Source organism: Paenibacillus radicis (ex Xue et al. 2023), assembly GCF_024722015.1.
Lineage (GTDB): Bacteria > Bacillota > Bacilli > Paenibacillales > NBRC-103111 > Paenibacillus_S.
Genome location: NZ_JANQBD010000034.1, coordinates 74797 through 90800 on the forward strand (window position 1 = coordinate 74797; position 16004 = coordinate 90800).

Annotated in this window: 13 protein-coding genes and 4 tRNA genes; 15 read left to right on the forward strand and 2 right to left on the reverse strand. The window is 45.7% G+C overall.

Going from position 1 to position 16004, the window contains the following annotated elements; translation table 11 throughout:
- Positions 1 to 175 precede the first annotated feature (175 nt).
- From NV381_RS32850 to NV381_RS32890, 9 genes are all read left to right on the forward strand, one after another.
- Positions 176 to 1054 carry a carbohydrate ABC transporter permease gene (locus NV381_RS32850; RefSeq protein WP_258217536.1) on the forward strand — a complete coding sequence of 293 codons (879 nt, stop codon included), beginning with the start codon at positions 176 to 178 and terminating at the stop codon, positions 1052 to 1054.
- The gene (locus NV381_RS32855) at positions 1051 to 1902 is read left to right on the forward strand and encodes a carbohydrate ABC transporter permease (RefSeq protein WP_258217537.1); all 852 of its coding nucleotides are present in this window, start codon (positions 1051 to 1053) and stop codon (positions 1900 to 1902) included. The genes NV381_RS32850 and NV381_RS32855 overlap by 4 nt, the downstream gene beginning before the upstream one ends.
- Positions 1903 to 2026: 124 nt before the next feature.
- A complete protein-coding gene (locus NV381_RS32860) occupies positions 2027 to 3292 on the forward strand; it encodes an ABC transporter substrate-binding protein (RefSeq protein ID WP_258217548.1) in 1266 nt (421 codons plus the stop codon).
- A gap of 24 nt (positions 3293 to 3316) precedes the next feature.
- Positions 3317 to 4408, forward strand: a complete 1092-nt coding sequence (locus NV381_RS32865) for a GntR family transcriptional regulator (protein WP_258217538.1) — start codon at positions 3317 to 3319, stop codon at positions 4406 to 4408.
- A gap of 240 nt (positions 4409 to 4648) precedes the next feature.
- Positions 4649 to 6133: an outer membrane lipoprotein-sorting protein gene (locus NV381_RS32870; protein ID WP_258217539.1), complete on the forward strand. Its 1485-nt coding sequence runs from the start codon at positions 4649 to 4651 to the stop codon at positions 6131 to 6133.
- Between the two features lie 259 nt (positions 6134 to 6392).
- Entirely contained in the window at positions 6393 to 7580 is a 1188-nt protein-coding gene (gene alr, locus NV381_RS32875; protein ID WP_258217540.1) for an alanine racemase, read from the forward strand.
- Between the two features lie 225 nt (positions 7581 to 7805).
- Positions 7806 to 8087: a CopG family ribbon-helix-helix protein gene (locus NV381_RS32880; protein ID WP_076235529.1), complete on the forward strand. Its 282-nt coding sequence runs from the start codon at positions 7806 to 7808 to the stop codon at positions 8085 to 8087.
- Positions 8088 to 8089: 2 nt separating this feature from the next.
- A complete protein-coding gene (locus NV381_RS32885; protein ID WP_014649298.1) occupies positions 8090 to 8440 on the forward strand; it encodes a type II toxin-antitoxin system PemK/MazF family toxin in 351 nt (116 codons plus the stop codon).
- A gap of 176 nt (positions 8441 to 8616) precedes the next feature.
- Positions 8617 to 10779, forward strand: coding sequence for a Tex family protein (locus NV381_RS32890; protein ID WP_258217549.1), 2163 nt, complete (start codon positions 8617 to 8619; stop codon positions 10777 to 10779).
- 206 nt (positions 10780 to 10985) lie between these two features.
- Here the strand turns inward: NV381_RS32890 and cmpA are convergent, their stop codons facing one another.
- Together cmpA and NV381_RS32900 are read right to left on the reverse strand one after the other, a co-directional pair.
- Positions 10986 to 11102, reverse strand: a complete 117-nt coding sequence (gene cmpA / locus NV381_RS32895) for a cortex morphogenetic protein CmpA (RefSeq protein WP_308862390.1) — start codon at positions 11100 to 11102, stop codon at positions 10986 to 10988.
- Between the two features lie 154 nt (positions 11103 to 11256).
- Complete coding sequence (locus tag NV381_RS32900) at positions 11257 to 11616, reverse strand: hydrolase/acyltransferase (protein ID WP_258217542.1); 360 nt, start codon at positions 11614 to 11616, stop codon at positions 11257 to 11259.
- Positions 11617 to 11748: 132 nt separating this feature from the next.
- Between NV381_RS32900 and NV381_RS32905 the strand changes: the two genes are divergently transcribed.
- The 6 genes from NV381_RS32905 to NV381_RS32930 all read left to right on the forward strand — a co-directional run bounded on the left by NV381_RS32905 (position 11749) and on the right by NV381_RS32930 (position 15733).
- On the forward strand, positions 11749 to 12222 hold the full coding sequence (locus NV381_RS32905) for a SprT family protein (RefSeq protein ID WP_258217543.1): 474 nt from the start codon (positions 11749 to 11751) through the stop codon (positions 12220 to 12222).
- An 18-nt stretch (positions 12223 to 12240) separates the two neighbouring features.
- Positions 12241 to 12316: transfer RNA gene (locus NV381_RS32910), tRNA-Asn, on the forward strand.
- Positions 12317 to 12325: 9 nt separating this feature from the next.
- Positions 12326 to 12414, forward strand: a tRNA-Ser gene (locus tag NV381_RS32915).
- A gap of 362 nt (positions 12415 to 12776) precedes the next feature.
- Positions 12777 to 12851: transfer RNA gene (locus NV381_RS32920), tRNA-Glu, on the forward strand.
- Between the two features lie 49 nt (positions 12852 to 12900).
- Positions 12901 to 12982, forward strand: a tRNA-Leu gene (locus NV381_RS32925).
- 768 nt (positions 12983 to 13750) lie between these two features.
- Positions 13751 to 15733, forward strand: coding sequence for a hypothetical protein (locus NV381_RS32930; protein ID WP_258217544.1), 1983 nt, complete (start codon positions 13751 to 13753; stop codon positions 15731 to 15733).
- The last annotated feature ends 271 nt before the right edge of the window (positions 15734 to 16004 follow it).

The following is a 16004-nucleotide window of genomic DNA, read 5'->3' on the forward strand; positions in this document are numbered from 1 at the left end:
TGGTGCTCGAAGCATAGGGGGTTATAAGACCGCATGATGATGGATATCTTAGCTGTTCAGGAGTTCCAAAATACGAAGGAGCTTCGATTAATGGGCATAAATGAAGAAAGCTTACAAATGATATCAACCTGTAGCGAAAACGAATAATAAAGTTAGTAGGTGAACAAATTTGTATGTGAAAAATAAAGAACCGTTTTGGAATGATATAAAAGTAGTTCCTTATCTTTTTATTTTGCCAAATATGCTTCTGTTTTTATGCTTTATGATCATTCCGATTTTCATGACCTTCTACTATAGCCTTGTCAAATGGGGAGGAATGGGTAGTCCCGTATTTATAGGATTTGATAATTACTTGTATCTTTTGGGTGATGAGGTATTCAGAAAGTCTGTTTGGGTGACCATCTTATTCACGGTAGCAACCGTTCCTATTCTAATGATAATGTCACTTATGTTTGCACTTTTATTAAATCAAAAAATTAAATTCAGATCGTTCTTCCGTAGCGTGTTGTTCATTCCCTCCATAATCTCATCTGTTGTAGTTGGTATGGTTTTTGTATGGTTGTTCAATGATCAACTGGGATTCATTAACTATATTCTCAATTCTTTTGGTATAAAATCGATTGGCTGGTCAACAAATCCCAATATGGCGATGGTAATGATCATCGTAGGTACTCTCTGGAGTCGAATAGGGTATAACATGGTCATTTATTTGGCGGCACTTCAAGGAATATCCCCAGAGTATTATGAGGCCGCCACCATTGACGGTGCAAACTCGTGGCAAAAATTTCGCTTTATAACAATGCCTCTCCTTAAGCCTATTCATACTTTCATCTTAATAACGGTTGTCATTCACTCCTTCCGTTCATTTGATCTGATTTATGTTATGACCAAAGGTGGTCCTCTAAATGCAACAACAACTCTTGTCATGCATGTTTATGATACTGCATTTAAGCTGAACTATTTTGGTCGCGCATCTGCATCAGGTGTTATTTTATTTCTAATTCTTATGGCATTTACTCTGTTCAGACTTAAATCAAACAAGGAGAACGTATGATAAAAAATGAAAAAACACAGCTAATACGGCCACCAAAAGCCTCATATATGTTCACTTACGTACTAATGGTGATCGTATCTATTATTGTTCTGTTTCCCTTCTATTGGATGTTTGTAACGGCAGTAAAGCCTGTGGGTGAAATCTTTGAATTTCCTCCTAAACTATGGCCGGGTGAGTTTTTGTGGGGAAACTTTGCCAAATCAATGTCCGCAACCGATTTCCCCACCTATTTTAAAAATAGTATCATCGTTACTTCCATTGCAACCCTTATTACCGTTTTTATTAATCTCCTTGCGGGGTACGCATTTGCTAAATATAAATTTAAGGGCAAGGAGCTCATGTTCTTAATCGTATTGAGCACATTGATGATTCCAATTCAGGTAACCATGATCCCTAACTTTATTATCGTATCTAAGCTGGGTTTGCTGAATACATATGCAGGACTCATTCTGCCTACTTGTGCGGAGGCATTCGGATTGTTCCTTTCCCGTCAGTTCATGTCTGAAATACCGGATGAGCTTATTGAATCGGGTCGTATGGATGGTGCAAGTGAGTTTCATATATTTAGCAAGATTGTTTTTCCGAACGTAAAACCTCTTCTTGGTGTTCTGGTTATATTCACAGTCATGTGGCGTTGGAATGATTTTCAGTGGCCGTTAATCATACTTTCAGATAAAAAGATGTACACGGTACAGCTTGGTTTATCGATGTTAAATGGAGTGAATTATGTTAATTGGAACGACCTGATGAGTGCTGCTCTTATCTCGATAATTCCTGTTATAATCGTATTCTTCGCTTTTCAGAAGCAATTTGTGCAGGGAATAACTCATACAGGCATTAAGGGCTAGCTGATACGGCTTTTTTAATGAACCGCAAAGATGTGATGGTTAGTTGGTTATCTATTAAAAGGAGGAGAAGAAAATGTCAGTTCATCCATTTAAGAGAGCGCTGTCAACGTTTTGCGCCTTGGGTATGGTCATTTCCGTGGCCGCGTGCAGTACACCTTCAGGCGGTAGAACAGAAACGGCAGGTAACGGAGCTGCAGAGAAAGATGCCGTACTTAAGGTAGCCTATTGGGAATCATCCTCATCTGATAAAGCGGGTTGGGATCTCATGATCAAGAATTTTGCAAAAGATCATCCGGAAATTAAATTAGAACCACAGGTTTATCCATCCAATACGTTTAGACAAACCCTAGACACAAGAATTGCCGGTAACGATTGGCCTGACATTGTACGCTACACGTATCAAAGACTTGGAAAATTTAAAGAGAACAATGTAATGCTTGACCTTAAAGGGAAAATTTCCGAAGAAAGTCTTAACGACCTGGTTCCCGCATTTCGTTCAGCTGTAACCTACAACGGTAAACTTGTAGCTATGCCTCATCATACGGATACAATGGCTATTTTCTACAATAAGGCTATGTTCGAGAAATCAGGAATAAGAATTCCTAAAAATGCAACAGACGGTTGGACGTGGGATGAACTTACGGCCAATGCACGTAAGCTTAAAGCAGACAATAATTTAGAATATGCTTTTGGTGGGATTTGGGAGAATGGCTCCGGTTACCGTTACCTTCCATTTATCTACATGAACGGCGGATCGGTTCTGAGTAAAGATATGAAATCTATTACTATCAATTCACCGGAAGCTCTTGCGGCTACAAAGCTTTATGAAACATGGCAGAAGGAAAAGCTCGTGGTGAAGACCGGGTTTACGCAGGAACCGGCATCTAATTTGCTTTTTGTTGCTAAGAAAATAGCGTTTACGTTTTCCGGCAGCTGGCATCTCTCTTACATGGAAGAAAACATGCCAGGGAATTGGGGAGTTACTTATATGCCTCAAGTTAAGGGGAAAAGCGGCTCGGATATGGGCGGTAATTCAATCTTCGCTTACGCAGGCACCAAATATCCAAATGCAGCGGCAATCTTTATTGACTATTTGACTAATAAAGCTAATATGAAAGCATTTGCTGAGGCTTCTAACTTTATTCCTGTACGCACAAGTCTTATCAATGAGGGCTTAAAATATACCAGTTTCCAAAAAGAGATGGACTTAATTCTCAATATCGTTAAAACCATCGATCCTAAAATGGCAGATGATGAGACATCTATCCGTTTCCAGCAAATAAACCAAATCTATGGTGAGATCATGGATCCAATAGCTATTAATGGATCGATGACAGCTGAAAAGGCTTTGGAAAAAGCTCAAAAGGATATGACAGAAGCTTTAAAATAATGGTTTGTATGCTAGGGGATTTTTATGAAATCAAAATATGTATTGGTGAAAGACGAGATAAAGTCCTGGATTTTGCATGGCAAAGTTTCGGCTCACGAAAAAATTGGCACTGAGAACGACATTATGGAGAGGTTTGATGTTAGCCGCCATACGGTTCGGCAAGCAATAGGGGATTTAGAGAAAGAAGGGTGGATTTACCGATGGCAGGGGAAGGGGACTTTTTGTGCGGATGCATCTAAAAGAAGCAAGTCTCATTCATACAAGACTATTGGTGTAATCACTACGTATATCTCTGAATATATTTTTTCCTCCATCATAAGAGGAATCGAGTCGTATTTGAGCAGTACGGATTATATGTTTATTTTAACGAGCACTAATAACAACATAGAAAAAGAGAAGAAATGCATAGATTCTATTTTAGCCCGAAATGTAGATGCCATAATTGTTGAACCCACTAAAAGCGCGATCTATAACCCAAATATCAACTATTATTTAAATATGGAAACAAACCATATCCCCTATGTCATGTTAAATGCCTTATATCCACAACTGCAAGCGCCTAGCCTAACTATGGATGAGGAGCAGGGAGGATTTCTTGCAACAGAACATTTAATTCAGCTGGGTCATAAAAAGATCATTGGCATTTTTAAGGCGGATGACTTGCAAGGCGTCAATAGGATGAACGGGTTTATTCGGGCCCACCGAGTTCATAACTTGCCAATAATTCCAGGACTGATTATATCTTATAATACAGAGGACCCAAGAGAGAAGATTCAAAGTGAAATAAAAAATCTATTTAACAACCATAATAATGATGTAACAGCCATTTTTAGTTATAACGATGCGATTGCCCTTTACATCATTAATTTTTTAAGGGAATTAAATATTAATGTCCCTGAAGATATTTCTGTAGTCGGATACGATGATTCTTATTTGGCAGAAATGTCGGAAGTGAAGCTCACATCGGTTATACATCCGAAAAGAACCATGGGACTGGACGCAGCTAAATTGATTGTTGACTTGATTGAAGGGAAACAGCAAGGTTCCCAGTTACAATCGGTCATATACAAACCTGAATTGGTTGTCAGGACCTCAACTGCAACAGCGAAAAACTAGGTTTCTTAGGCTTGTTCCATCTAAACCCCATACTTGCAATAGACCTAAAAGGGAGAGGCCGAGCGCTTCTCTCTTTTCTGTATGCTGCAAGGACGATAGTCCAAGACGCCTTCGAAGTATGGCAATAATATTCACCCCATCAAAAGTTTTACAGCTCGTCATGCTAGTCTGCATAATTGTCCAAGTCCCCACATAGACATGTTATCAGTTGCTATTTACTATGTGCTGGAGGGGATTGAAATGCGGCGAGTCACGTGGGTGATTGCCTTAGTGATGTGCTTGAGCCTTGTGTTGGCGGGGTGCGGCAAGAAGGATGCAGGATCAGTAGTTAAGGATTTGGACACGATGTTGAACAAGTTGGACAGTTATCAAGGCAGCGGGCGTATGATCCTGCATACGGGTCAGGAGCCGCAGGAGTATCAAGTGGATGTATGGTATCAGAACCCTCATTATTACCGTATTTCTTTGAAAAATGATAAGAAGGATATCACACAGATCGTGCTGCGCAACGATGATGGAGTATTTGTTTTGACGCCGCATTTGAACAAGAGCTTCCGCTTCCAGAGTGATTGGCCAGAGAATCAAGGGCAGGTGTATTTGTATCAGTCTTTGGTTCAGAGCATTCTACTGGATAATGAGCGTCAATTTACAACAGATGATAAAGGGTATGTGTTCGATGTGTTGGCGAATTATCAGAACGGTTCGTTGGCGCGGCAGAAGATTTGGTTGGATAAAAAGACTTATGCTCCTCAGCACGTTGAAGTATCCGACTCCAATGCAAATGTCATGGTAATTGTGGATTTCAATCAGTTTGAGTTTAGTAAGAAGTTTGAAAAGGATTCGTTCGATATGCAGCGCAACATGACTAGCTGGAAGATCGAGACTTTGCCAACTATGGCAGCCGCTCCAGCGGGCGATGCTAAGGCAGCTGATGCCGGCAAAGCCGGAACAACAGCTGCAAGTAGCGGCAAGGCCGGGGCAGCTGGCGCAGCGGCAGGTCCAGCAGGCGCCACAGGGGCGGCAGCAGGGCAAGGAGCAAGCGCGGGAACCGCGGGCAGCGGTGCCGCAGCGGGAACTGGAGCCGCCGCAGCTACTGGAACGGCGGCAGGCAAGGACGGTGCCGCAGGCCAAGGCAAGGCTGCAGGTCCGGCAGCAGCCACCGGCGCCCCAGCGGGCCAAGCGACAGGCGCAGGCACTGCGGCAGCAGGGCAAGCCGCGGGCACCAAGGCAGGAGCGGCAGCGGCACCAGGCGCTGGAGCCAACGGCGGAGCGCCGGCAGCAGCTACAACCAGCAATGGAGCGCAGAGCAAGGCAGGAGCTGCTGCTACCGGCACAGCCGCAGCGGTCACTCCGGCAGATGCAGCCAAGCAAAAGGCAGCCGCTCAGAAGCAATTCGGAGTGATAGAGCCTTACTATACACCTAGCGGTGTAAAGCGCCAGGATGTTAATGAGATTAAGCTTGGCGAAGAGAAAGCGGTAATGCTGCGCTACTCAGGCAAATATAACTATACATTGGTGGAATCACATCCTCAAACACAGACCGTGTCGGTTCTTCCAGGGGATATCGTAGACTTGGGCTACACCTTGGCGGTTGTAACGGGTGACGAGAAAAAGACATTAATGTGGACTTACGACGGTGTGGAGTTCAGACTCTCAACCGGGGATCTCCCGATGACAGAGATGATTAAGGTAGCTCAAGCTGTACAGGGCGAAATGGGCAAGTGAGGGAAATGAGCTGCTCCTTTCAATAGGATGATTGTTTAATGCCGGAAGCAAATTGTTTCTATAAATAAGTCCGCTGGATATCATTACCGAAAATGCAACTAACGTTTCCCTGATAATTTCCTATTCAATATTTTGTACATTGACACTCGTGTGAGATGGGATTACCATAAGTTTATTGAAAAAATCATCATACGGCACGTTGAGGGGGAAGCTCCCTGTACAGGGGGCTTCCCTTGATTGTCATAGAGAAGGTGGACTTATGGATTCGTTTTTTCGGCCAACGAGGGTAGAAATTTCATTGGATGCTTTACGAACCAATTTGAATGAATTTAGGCGGGTACTGCCTGCACATGTAAAAATGATGGCTGTGGTCAAAGCGGACGCTTACGGGCATGGAGCCGTCGAGGTTAGCCGGGAGGCGCTTCGCTGTGGTGTTGAGTACATAGCGGTAGCTTTTTTGGATGAGGGCTTGGAATTGCGCCAGGCTGGTATTACAGCACCGATCTTGGTATTGGGCTATACACCTCCAGAAGGCCTTGAGGCGGCTTGGGAATACGATATAACGGTTAATGTGTACAGCCATGGGGTATTGGATGCTTTTGAACGTTTAGAGCCACGAGAGAAGCCGCTGTCTATTCATGTGAAAATCGATTCAGGGATGAATCGACTGGGCTTGTCTACGGAAGCTGAGGCTATTGAGCTTATCGAGAGGGCGCTTGCGATCCCGGGACTGAATATCGAGGGGCTGTTTACCCATTATGCATGTGCGGATGAAACAGATAAAACCTTTACCATAGAGCAGCATCAGAGGTTTGACCGGGTAGTGCAATATTTTCGCGACCGAGGGATAGAATTTGCATATGTGCATGCAGGTAACAGCGCTGCGGCAATTGATTCGCCTGAGCTAACGTATAATATGGTACGTCTGGGTATTAGCATGTATGGGATGTATCCGTCTAAAGAGGTTAATCATAAACTGATTGAGCTGCAGCCTGTACTAAGCATCAAGAGCGGGGTTGTCATGGTGAAAACAATACCACCCGATTCAGGCATCAGCTATGGGACGATATACCGTACCACTGAAGAAGAAACGATTGCAACTTTGCCTATTGGATATGCTGACGGTTATTCACGCATGTTGACTGGGAAGGCTCAGGTTCTTGTAAAAGGGGAGCGGGTTCCGGTCGTCGGCAGAATTTGCATGGATCAGTGCATGGTGAATGTGACGGGGCTTGCCGATATTCATAGTGAGGAAGAAGTAGTTATTCTGGGTATGCAAGGCACGGAACGGATAACCGCAGAGGAGCATGCTGACTGGTTGGGTACGGTCAATTATGAGATTACTTGTATGATTTCGCATCGTGTTCCTAGAATCTATATCCGTGATGGTATCGTAGTGTCTACAGTCAACCCGCTGCTCCGGCAGGGCTCAAGTTCTCGAGAGTAGCAAGCTTGGTGTAAATTGCCAACCATTAATTTGTTAAAGCTGGAGAGGATTTTCAGGTTCAACCGCGAATAAGTATACTACATACTTCTGTGGAATTGAGATTATGTGGTGAAAACAGGTATAACATAATTGCTATACTTAGTGCATATACTCATTTTGTATAATTTTGCTGTATATTCGCCATAATGGTAATAAGGTTTGTATGTTTTTGGGGGTGCATGCTTGGTGTCCAACGCACATAACACGAAACGAATAATGATTAGCTTACCGGATTATTTATTGCAAGAAGTAGATGGTATCGTGGAAAAGGAAAACTCCAATCGCAGTGAATTTATTCGCCAGGCGATGAAGCTTTATTTGGTGGAACGAAAGAAACGTCACCTGAGGGAATCGATGCAGCGGGGTTACATGGAAATGGCAAAGATCAATTTAAACATGGCCTCGGAGGCATTTCAGGCGGAGGAAGAAGCAGATAACACTCTGGATCGTTTAGTTAGCGGGGTGTAACTGTGATTGTCAAACGTGGCGATGTTTTTTTTGCGGATCTATCACCTGTCGTTGGATCGGAGCAGGGAGGCATCAGGCCTGTTCTGATTATTCAAAATGATATTGGCAATCGTTTCAGTCCGACGGTCATCGTTGCGGCTATTACAGCACAGATTCAAAAGGCAAAGCTGCCTACGCACGTAGAAATTGATGCGGAGGCGCATGGTTTTGACCGGGATTCTGTCATTTTGCTTGAGCAAATTCGCACGATTGATAAGCAGCGTCTCACAGATAAAATTACTCACCTAGATGAAGAGACGATGCGTAAAGTAGATGATGCATTGCAAATTAGCGTGGGACTGATTGAGTTTTAATGCATTTTATGGATTGAAGCGAGGGGCCGCGTGAGGGGCTTCTCTTTTTTTTGCTTCAGATTGTCGAAAAAACCATGTTTTCCTACTATAGAGGAGGTCTACCCTATATGACGATGTCGAAGGAAGAAGTGTTGCAGTTGGAAGAAACAAAAGACAAGGTAGAGATAACTGACGAAATGAAGGCGGCGATTCAGGAGAGGATTCAAAAGCAAATTGCCGCAGAGCTGCAGCTGGCCATAGGCAAGGTGCGCACGACAGTTGGACTGCTGGATGAAGGTAATACCATTCCTTTTATCGCACGTTACCGTAAGGAAATGACCGGGGAGCTGGACGAAAATCAGCTGAGAGATATCGAGGAGCGTTTAACGTATTTGCGTAACCTGGAGTCTCGGAAGCTGGAGGTTATTCGGCTTATTGATGAGCAAGGCAAGCTGACGGATGAGCTGAGGGTATCTATTGAGCAGTCGGTCAAGCTTCAAGAGCTGGAGGATCTGTACCGGCCTTATCGTCAAAAACGTAAAACACGTGCCAGCGTCGCCAAGGAAAAAGGACTCGAGCCGTTGGCCCAGTGGATTTTATCTCAACCTCGTCAAGGAGATTTACTGGTGGAGGCTGCGAACTATGTGAGCGAAGACAAGGGTGTAGCTACCGCGGCGGAAGCTGTACAGGGGGCTATGGACATAATAGCGGAACAAATCGCCGATGATGCTAAAGTGCGGGCATGGGTGCGTAAATATACATATGATCAAGGAATGATCCGGACTGAGGCGAAGAATGCAGAGCAGGAGTCCGTATACGAAATGTATTACAGCTATCAGGAGCCGGTTCGCAAGCTGCCGCCCCATCGTATTCTGGCAATCAATCGCGGAGAGCGCGAGGATGTGTTGAAGGTGGCTATGGACGTTCAGACCGACCGCATTCATGAGTATATGGGGCGTCAGCTGGTGAAAGGTCCTTCCGTCGTAAAAGATACGTTGACCGCCGTCATTGAAGATGCATACAAGCGTCTGCTGGCCCCGTCAATTGAACGTGAGGTACGTAATGAAATGACGGAAATGGCTGAGGAAAAAGCGATTGAGGTGTTTGCCGAAAATTTGCGTAACCTCTTGCTGCAAGCGCCGGTAAAAGGCAAGGTAGTGCTGGGCGTCGATCCTGCGTTTCGGACAGGCTGCAAGCTGGCGGTTGTTGATGATACGGGCAAAATGCTGGAAATCGCCGTAACGTACCCGACTCCGCCTAACAATAAAGTAACGGAAGCAAAAGCCAAGTTTCGCAAGCTGATTGAAACCTATGGAGTTGAGCTGATCGTAATCGGTAACGGTACGGCATCGAGGGAAACGGAGCAATTCGTGGCTGAGCTTATAAGTGAGATCAAGGATCGCAGCCTGCAATACTTGATCGTTAACGAAGCCGGAGCGAGCGTATATTCCGCCTCGAAGCTGGCAGCAGGGGAGTTCCCGGACCTGGACGTGGCTGAACGCAGTGCGATTTCAATAGCGAGACGTCTTCAGGACCCGCTGGCTGAGCTGGTTAAGATAGAACCGAAGGCTATCGGCGTAGGACAATATCAGCATGATGTAACGCAAAAGCGGCTGGATGAGAGCTTGACCTTCGTTGTAGAGTCGGCGGTTAACCATGTAGGAGTAGATGTTAATACCGCTTCTCCATCGCTGCTATCCTATGTTTCAGGTATCAACAGTACATTGGCCAAAAATATTGTGAAGTACCGCGAGGAAAATGGCAAGTTTACAAGCCGTGCGCAGCTTCAAAAGGTACCTAGGCTCGGAGCGAAGGCTTATGAGCAATGTGCGGGCTTTCTGCGGATTAGTGATGGGAAAAATCCGCTCGACAGCACGCCGATTCATCCGGAATCGTACGCCGCGGTGGATACTCTGTTTCGCGAGCTGAAGCTCGAGCTTACACAAGTGGGCACCCAGCAGCTCAAGGAGATGCTGCAGCAGGTAGAAGCCGCAGAGCTGGCGACCAAGCTGGGCGTAGGGGTGCCTACGCTGCGAGACATTCTGGACAGCCTCCAACGTCCTGGACGCGATCCGCGGGATGAGCTGCCAGCGCCGATATTCCGCACCGATGTGCTGCAGCTTGAAGATTTGAAAGCGGGTATGGAGCTTCAGGGAACGGTTCGTAATGTTATTGATTTCGGGGCGTTCGTTGATATTGGGATTAAGAACGATGGTCTCGTCCACATTTCTCAATTGAGTAATACATTCGTCAAACACCCTAAAGATGTCGTGTCTGTTGGCGATACGGTGACCGTATGGGTGTTGAGCGTTGATTTGAAAAAAGGCCGTGTCAGCTTGACGATGAAAAACCCGTCTTAAGCTTGTTGAATACACGTACACAAAAAAACAGAGCAAGAGATAGGAGGGTTACCTTCCAGTCTGCTGCTCTGTTTTTTTCATAATATCAGACTTCTTCAGCGGAGCTGAAGAAGTCTGATATGGCAAGAAAAGCCACCGCTAAGACACGAATGTATCTTCCTCGAAAGGGCTTCGATCAGAAGCTTTTCTTATAAAGGAGTCCTATGCTAATGGAGTTGAGAGGACGAAGATTCCTCCGCATCGCTCCGCCGCGTCCGGTAGAAAAACCAACAGTCGTTCAACAGCCTTACTTGTCTGTGGTTTTTGTTGTAGAATGCGCGCATTAGTTGATTGCATAACCATTGTGGCAAACGTAACAGCCCCTTCCCGCTAACCTAGTATGCGTGCTTAAAGGCCCTTCTCATGCTGCTCAAACAGGGGGCTTTAAACCGTTATCATAGTATAGGATATGGTCGGGTGGGCTTATGGGTGCAGGTCCTAATTAGCCAGTTCTTCTTCGTCCTCGTACCATTGCTCCAATTGAGCTTGCAGCGCACGAATTTCAGTTAGAAGGGATACTAACGGATAGGCTTCCTCCTTGATGGAGGAAAAGGTTTTTTCCAATTCATTAATGTATTCCAGACCGTGGTGCAGCTTGTGCTCTTCAGTAACAATATCCAGTTCATCGCATTCCGCGATAACTTTGGGTAGAGAAGGTACATTGGATGCTGTTAATTTGTCGAGTTCCTTATGCAAACGTTTGTTTAAGGCGGTTAGTTGGTACGTATGTGTTGCAGGCAGCTCAACAAATTCAACGTGGTCGTTAAGCTGTAGAACAGCATATCTCATTTTGGACATGGGTGAGGCTCCTCTCGGGCGTTTGCTTGGGTTTATAGAAATTCCGATAGAAATAATACCTACTTGACAGTGTAGCCTATGATGCGGTTACAATTCAAGTGAGATTATGAAACAGACCGAGGTGGCAAGATCATGAAGGACGAGCAATTGCAGGAGTGGGTGGAACGAGTTTCAATAACATCATTCGGGCGCCCTTTTGTGCACCAGGCCCGGTTCAATCGCAGGCTTACTTCAACCGGAGGCAGATATTTCACCAAGTCGCATGATATTGAAATCAGCTGGCAGCAGTATGAACAGTTTGGTGCAGACGATGTGGAAAAAATCATCAAGCATGAATTGTGCCATTATCATCTACACATACTGAAGCGAGGTTACCAGCATCGGGATGCGGAATTCAAGTCGCTGCTGCAGCAGGTTGGGGGCACACGGTTCTGCAAATCACTCCCGACAGCCAAGCGCCGAGAGCCATATCGATACAAGCTGGTATGTACAAGCTGTCCGACCGAATATTTGCGAAAAAGAAAGATGGATCCAAGAAAATATGCTTGTGGAAATTGTCGGGGTAAATTGAAGCTTCTGAAGCTTGACTTGAAGGAGCATTCATGATAAATTAAAAATTGTCTTTCCCTGATAGCTCAGTTGGTAGAGCACTCGACTGTTAATCGAGTTGTCACAGGTTCGAGTCCTGTTCGGGGAGCCATTTCTTTTTGGAGAGATACCCAAGTGGCTATAAGGGGACCCTCTGCTAAGGGGTTAGACTGCGTAAGTGGTGCGAGGGTTCGAATCCCTCTCTCTCCGTAGAAGAAGAACCGCCTGTGAAGGCGGTTTTTCTGCGTTTAAGGAGAGAGGTTCGAACCCGAGAAGAGGGGGCGTCGAAGCGGCTGTGCCAGCCGCGAAGTCTCGCGATCGAAGAGCGAGCATCCCTCTCTCTCCGTATAGGTAAGCAATGAACCGCCGAAAGGCGGTTTTTTGCTGTGTACGGAGCCAAGAGAAGGGTTCGAACCCGAGAAGAGGGGGCGTCGAAGCGGCTATGCCAGCCGCGAAGTCTCGCGATCGAAGCGCGAGCATCCCGAATGTAAGAAAAAGCTTGTCATTCAACAGGCATTCCGCTATAATAACACTTGTCGTCAAAAAGAGACAAGATAGATTTAAGCAAATAAGGCCCGTTGGTCAAGTGGTTAAGACACCTCCCTTTCACGGAGGTAACAGGGGTTCGAGTCCCCTACGGGTCACCATTTTCCTCGAATGGTAAACCGGCAAGCAATTGCTTTGAATTCATATTACGCGGTCGTGGTGGAACGGCAGACACGCCATCTTGAGGGGGTGGTGTCCCATGGACGTGCGGGTTCAAATCCCGCCGACCGCATACTCTTGGAAACCTTGCGTAGTAATTTTTTGGACATTGCTCAATAGAAGAAAGATTATTAGATATTCGCAGTAAACAAGGCAACAACTTGAGAAGCAGTTAATTCGCTTCTTGGGTTGTTGCCTATTTATTTTTGAAAAGTATTTTGCAGAGTTAGACGGTGGCATCTTCCCTGCATGTTCTGAGCATCGTAAGAACGAAGGAAGATGGAAGCGGTTCGAACCGTGAGACTGGACGTTTCTGCAAGAGCTGCATTAGGCGATAGGTTTTTCTGATCGCCGTGGCGGTTGCTTGTCCAGATGCTTTCATCTTTGGTCTCCCTCTCGGCTGTAAGTTTTGGTGTTCAGGTTTGCTCTCCTTATAGGAGTGAAGCGCAGGGACAGCATATGTTTACTTTCTTCGGGTATGTACATTTTTTATGATTGTTCCATGGATAATTTTCAGAAAGATGAATAGTTATTGCAAAGTGTGTAGAATGGCAGAGTAAGCCTTACAGTCTGTGTTATAATGACATCATTTGGAAAAGGGAGGCTCCGACTTGCATAAGCTCCAATCTATTCAACGTAACAAAGACAGCTCTGTTTTTATTCGGTCCTTATTCATTCTCGTCACCTCCCTGTATGAAAGCAGCGTCCGATCCGAATATGAAGGAAAGGGAATTTACTTACCAGAATTACCATGAGAAGGCATATTCTCCTCTATACTTATTCACGGAACGGCTGCAAACCTTATACCGTCAGGTACTTATTAAATTGGAGGCGACTGGATATGATTACTGTATTGCATGACCGTTTCAACCAATTCTCGATCGGACCATTTCCTTTTGACCCGAAACATTCTGCTATCGGTGAATACCATTATTACCTCTCGGAAGGGAATAAGGGTGGGTGGTATGATCCTGTTGTTTATTATGGATGGCTCGGGCCTACATGGATTGTGACAGAGGATGCAGGCATCAAGTATATGGAGCAGACTAGGCCTCAGGCGGCAATTACAGCTCATTGGCCACTACTTGTAAAGGGGGATGAAAGCTGGAGTGATTACACGATGGAAGCAACAGTAAGGCCGTTATCGACGGGTTCTCACGTGGGCATTCTATTCCGCTACCAGCATGGCAGACGTTACTACTTTCTAGGCTTTGAAGGGGGCAGGCTTATACTACTGAAGCGAGATCAACAGCATATTACTGAGTTGGCTTCGATTCCGTTCGCTTATAATAGTGATACGTGTTATAGACTAAAGGTCGCTTGCAACGGCGCTGAACTCACTGCAAGCGTAAATGGCAAGGTATTGCTGCTTGTCGAGGATGCAAGCTATGAGAATGGGAAGATTGGGCTGTCATCACGGATGCCTGCCCAATATAGCGACATTGTCATAACGATGACCGAGCAGCAGCATGCGGACTGGATGACTGCAGTTAATGTCACTTCTTTGGAGCTGGCACAATTACGTAGTGAATACCCGCAGCCGCGCTTATGGAAAACGATTGATTTCAAGAACTTCGGAACCGCTCGCCAGATTCGTTTTGGTCATCTAAAGGGTGGGAATGAGCTTCAGCTAGTACTCGCTCAGCATCAGAAGCGGGGGCATAAGGATGCCTATGCACATATTAGCTGCCTAACTGCAATTACACTAGAAGGTGAAGTCCTCTGGCAGCTTGGAGAGCCAAGCACGTTGACTGACCACTTGTTACTATCGGCAGATTTGCCTTTCCAGGTATGCGACATCGACGGTGACGGCTTCGACGAGGTGATTGTTGCACGCAATTTCCGTCTACAAATTCTGGACGGACGGACTGGGGAGGTTAAGCGTTCAATTCCGACACCGCTTTCCTCCGAGTCTACCGGAGAGCTGTTCAGTGTACCGTTCAACGAGTACGCCTTTGACCGGATTAATGTGGATATGATTCGGATTGCTAATTTCTCGGGCAAGCAAACACCTACGGATATTGTTATTAAAGACCGTTATAGCCGTGTCTGGGCTTATACCAACGAACTGGAGCCACTCTGGTCATTCCATGAAGGCATAACCGGTCATTTCCCTTATACGGCTGATGTGAACGGTGATGGCAAGGATGAGATGTTTGTTGGTTACCATCTGGTCGACCACGATGGCAAACTAATATTTACCTTACCTGTGGAAACTGATCATACCGATGAAATCTTGATCGGACATTGGGACCCGACCCGCAAAGAGCCGCTCATTGCCATCGCATCGGGAGAAGAAGGCTTTATGATCGCCGATTTACAGGGGAACTTGGTTCACAAGCATATGATCGGCCATGCCCAGCGTGTAAGTGTAGGCAATTATCGTCCGGAATTAGAAGGCTTGGAGTTGTGCGTCAGCACGTTCTGGGGAGAACAGGGCATTGTCTACTTCTTCGATGGTGAAGGACGACTTCTCCATCAATTCGAACCCACCTGCAATGGTAACGTCATTACTCCGGTAAATTGGACAGGTGACGGCAATGATCTTGTTTTGCTGAATGGAAACACGCAGCATGGAGGACTTATTGATGGTCATGGCAGGCGAGTTGTTATATTCCCAGAGGATGGCCATCCCGACCTGTGCGCGGAGGTACTTGATCTGACTGGTGACGGGCGTGATGAGATTATGCTGTGGGACTCGCAGCGCATGTACATTTACACTCAGGACCGTGCTGCAACGCATAGCCCTGTTGCCGTACCAAGCAAGTATCCCCTTTATAACGCATCGAACTACCGTGGAGAGTACCACTATCCTAAGTATTAAAATGAGAAGCCGCTGTCTCCTTGCAACATGGTGCACTCATTGTAAAGGACATTTTTCAATCCAGGCATTTTGAAGAAGATGATTTCTGTATTGTGGAACTGTGCCCCGGAGGGTGGACGCTTTGAAAAAAAGTGCCCGCCCTCCGGGCAATGTCATTAAGTTAAGGCATAGGGCTAAAAATCAAAAAAGAGCTGGTTATCGAAAAGATAGCCCGCTCTTTTTTTGCCTGAAGATGAAAAATAGGACTTGACAAATAAACGGAAATGTGTGG

Bases quoted from the DNA above. Each gene is read 5' to 3' on its own strand.
- NV381_RS32900 (WP_258217542.1), bottom strand. From the start codon at position 11,616: ATGTCCAAAATGAGATATGCTGTTCTACAGCTTAACGACCACGTTGAA.
- cmpA (WP_308862390.1), bottom strand. From the start codon at position 11,102: ATGCGCGCATTCTACAACAAAAACCACAGACAAGTAAGGCTGTTGAAC.
- NV381_RS32865 (WP_258217538.1), top strand. From the start codon at position 3,317: ATGAAATCAAAATATGTATTGGTGAAAGACGAGATAAAGTCCTGGATT.
- NV381_RS32905 (WP_258217543.1), top strand. From the start codon at position 11,749: ATGAAGGACGAGCAATTGCAGGAGTGGGTGGAACGAGTTTCAATAACA.
- alr (WP_258217540.1), top strand. From the start codon at position 6,393: ATGGATTCGTTTTTTCGGCCAACGAGGGTAGAAATTTCATTGGATGCT.
- NV381_RS32855 (WP_258217537.1), top strand. From the start codon at position 1,051: ATGATAAAAAATGAAAAAACACAGCTAATACGGCCACCAAAAGCCTCA.
- NV381_RS32870 (WP_258217539.1), top strand. From the start codon at position 4,649: ATGCGGCGAGTCACGTGGGTGATTGCCTTAGTGATGTGCTTGAGCCTT.
- NV381_RS32890 (WP_258217549.1), top strand. From the start codon at position 8,617: ATGAAGGCGGCGATTCAGGAGAGGATTCAAAAGCAAATTGCCGCAGAG.
- NV381_RS32860 (WP_258217548.1), top strand. From the start codon at position 2,027: ATGGTCATTTCCGTGGCCGCGTGCAGTACACCTTCAGGCGGTAGAACA.
- NV381_RS32930 (WP_258217544.1), top strand. From the start codon at position 13,751: ATGATTACTGTATTGCATGACCGTTTCAACCAATTCTCGATCGGACCA.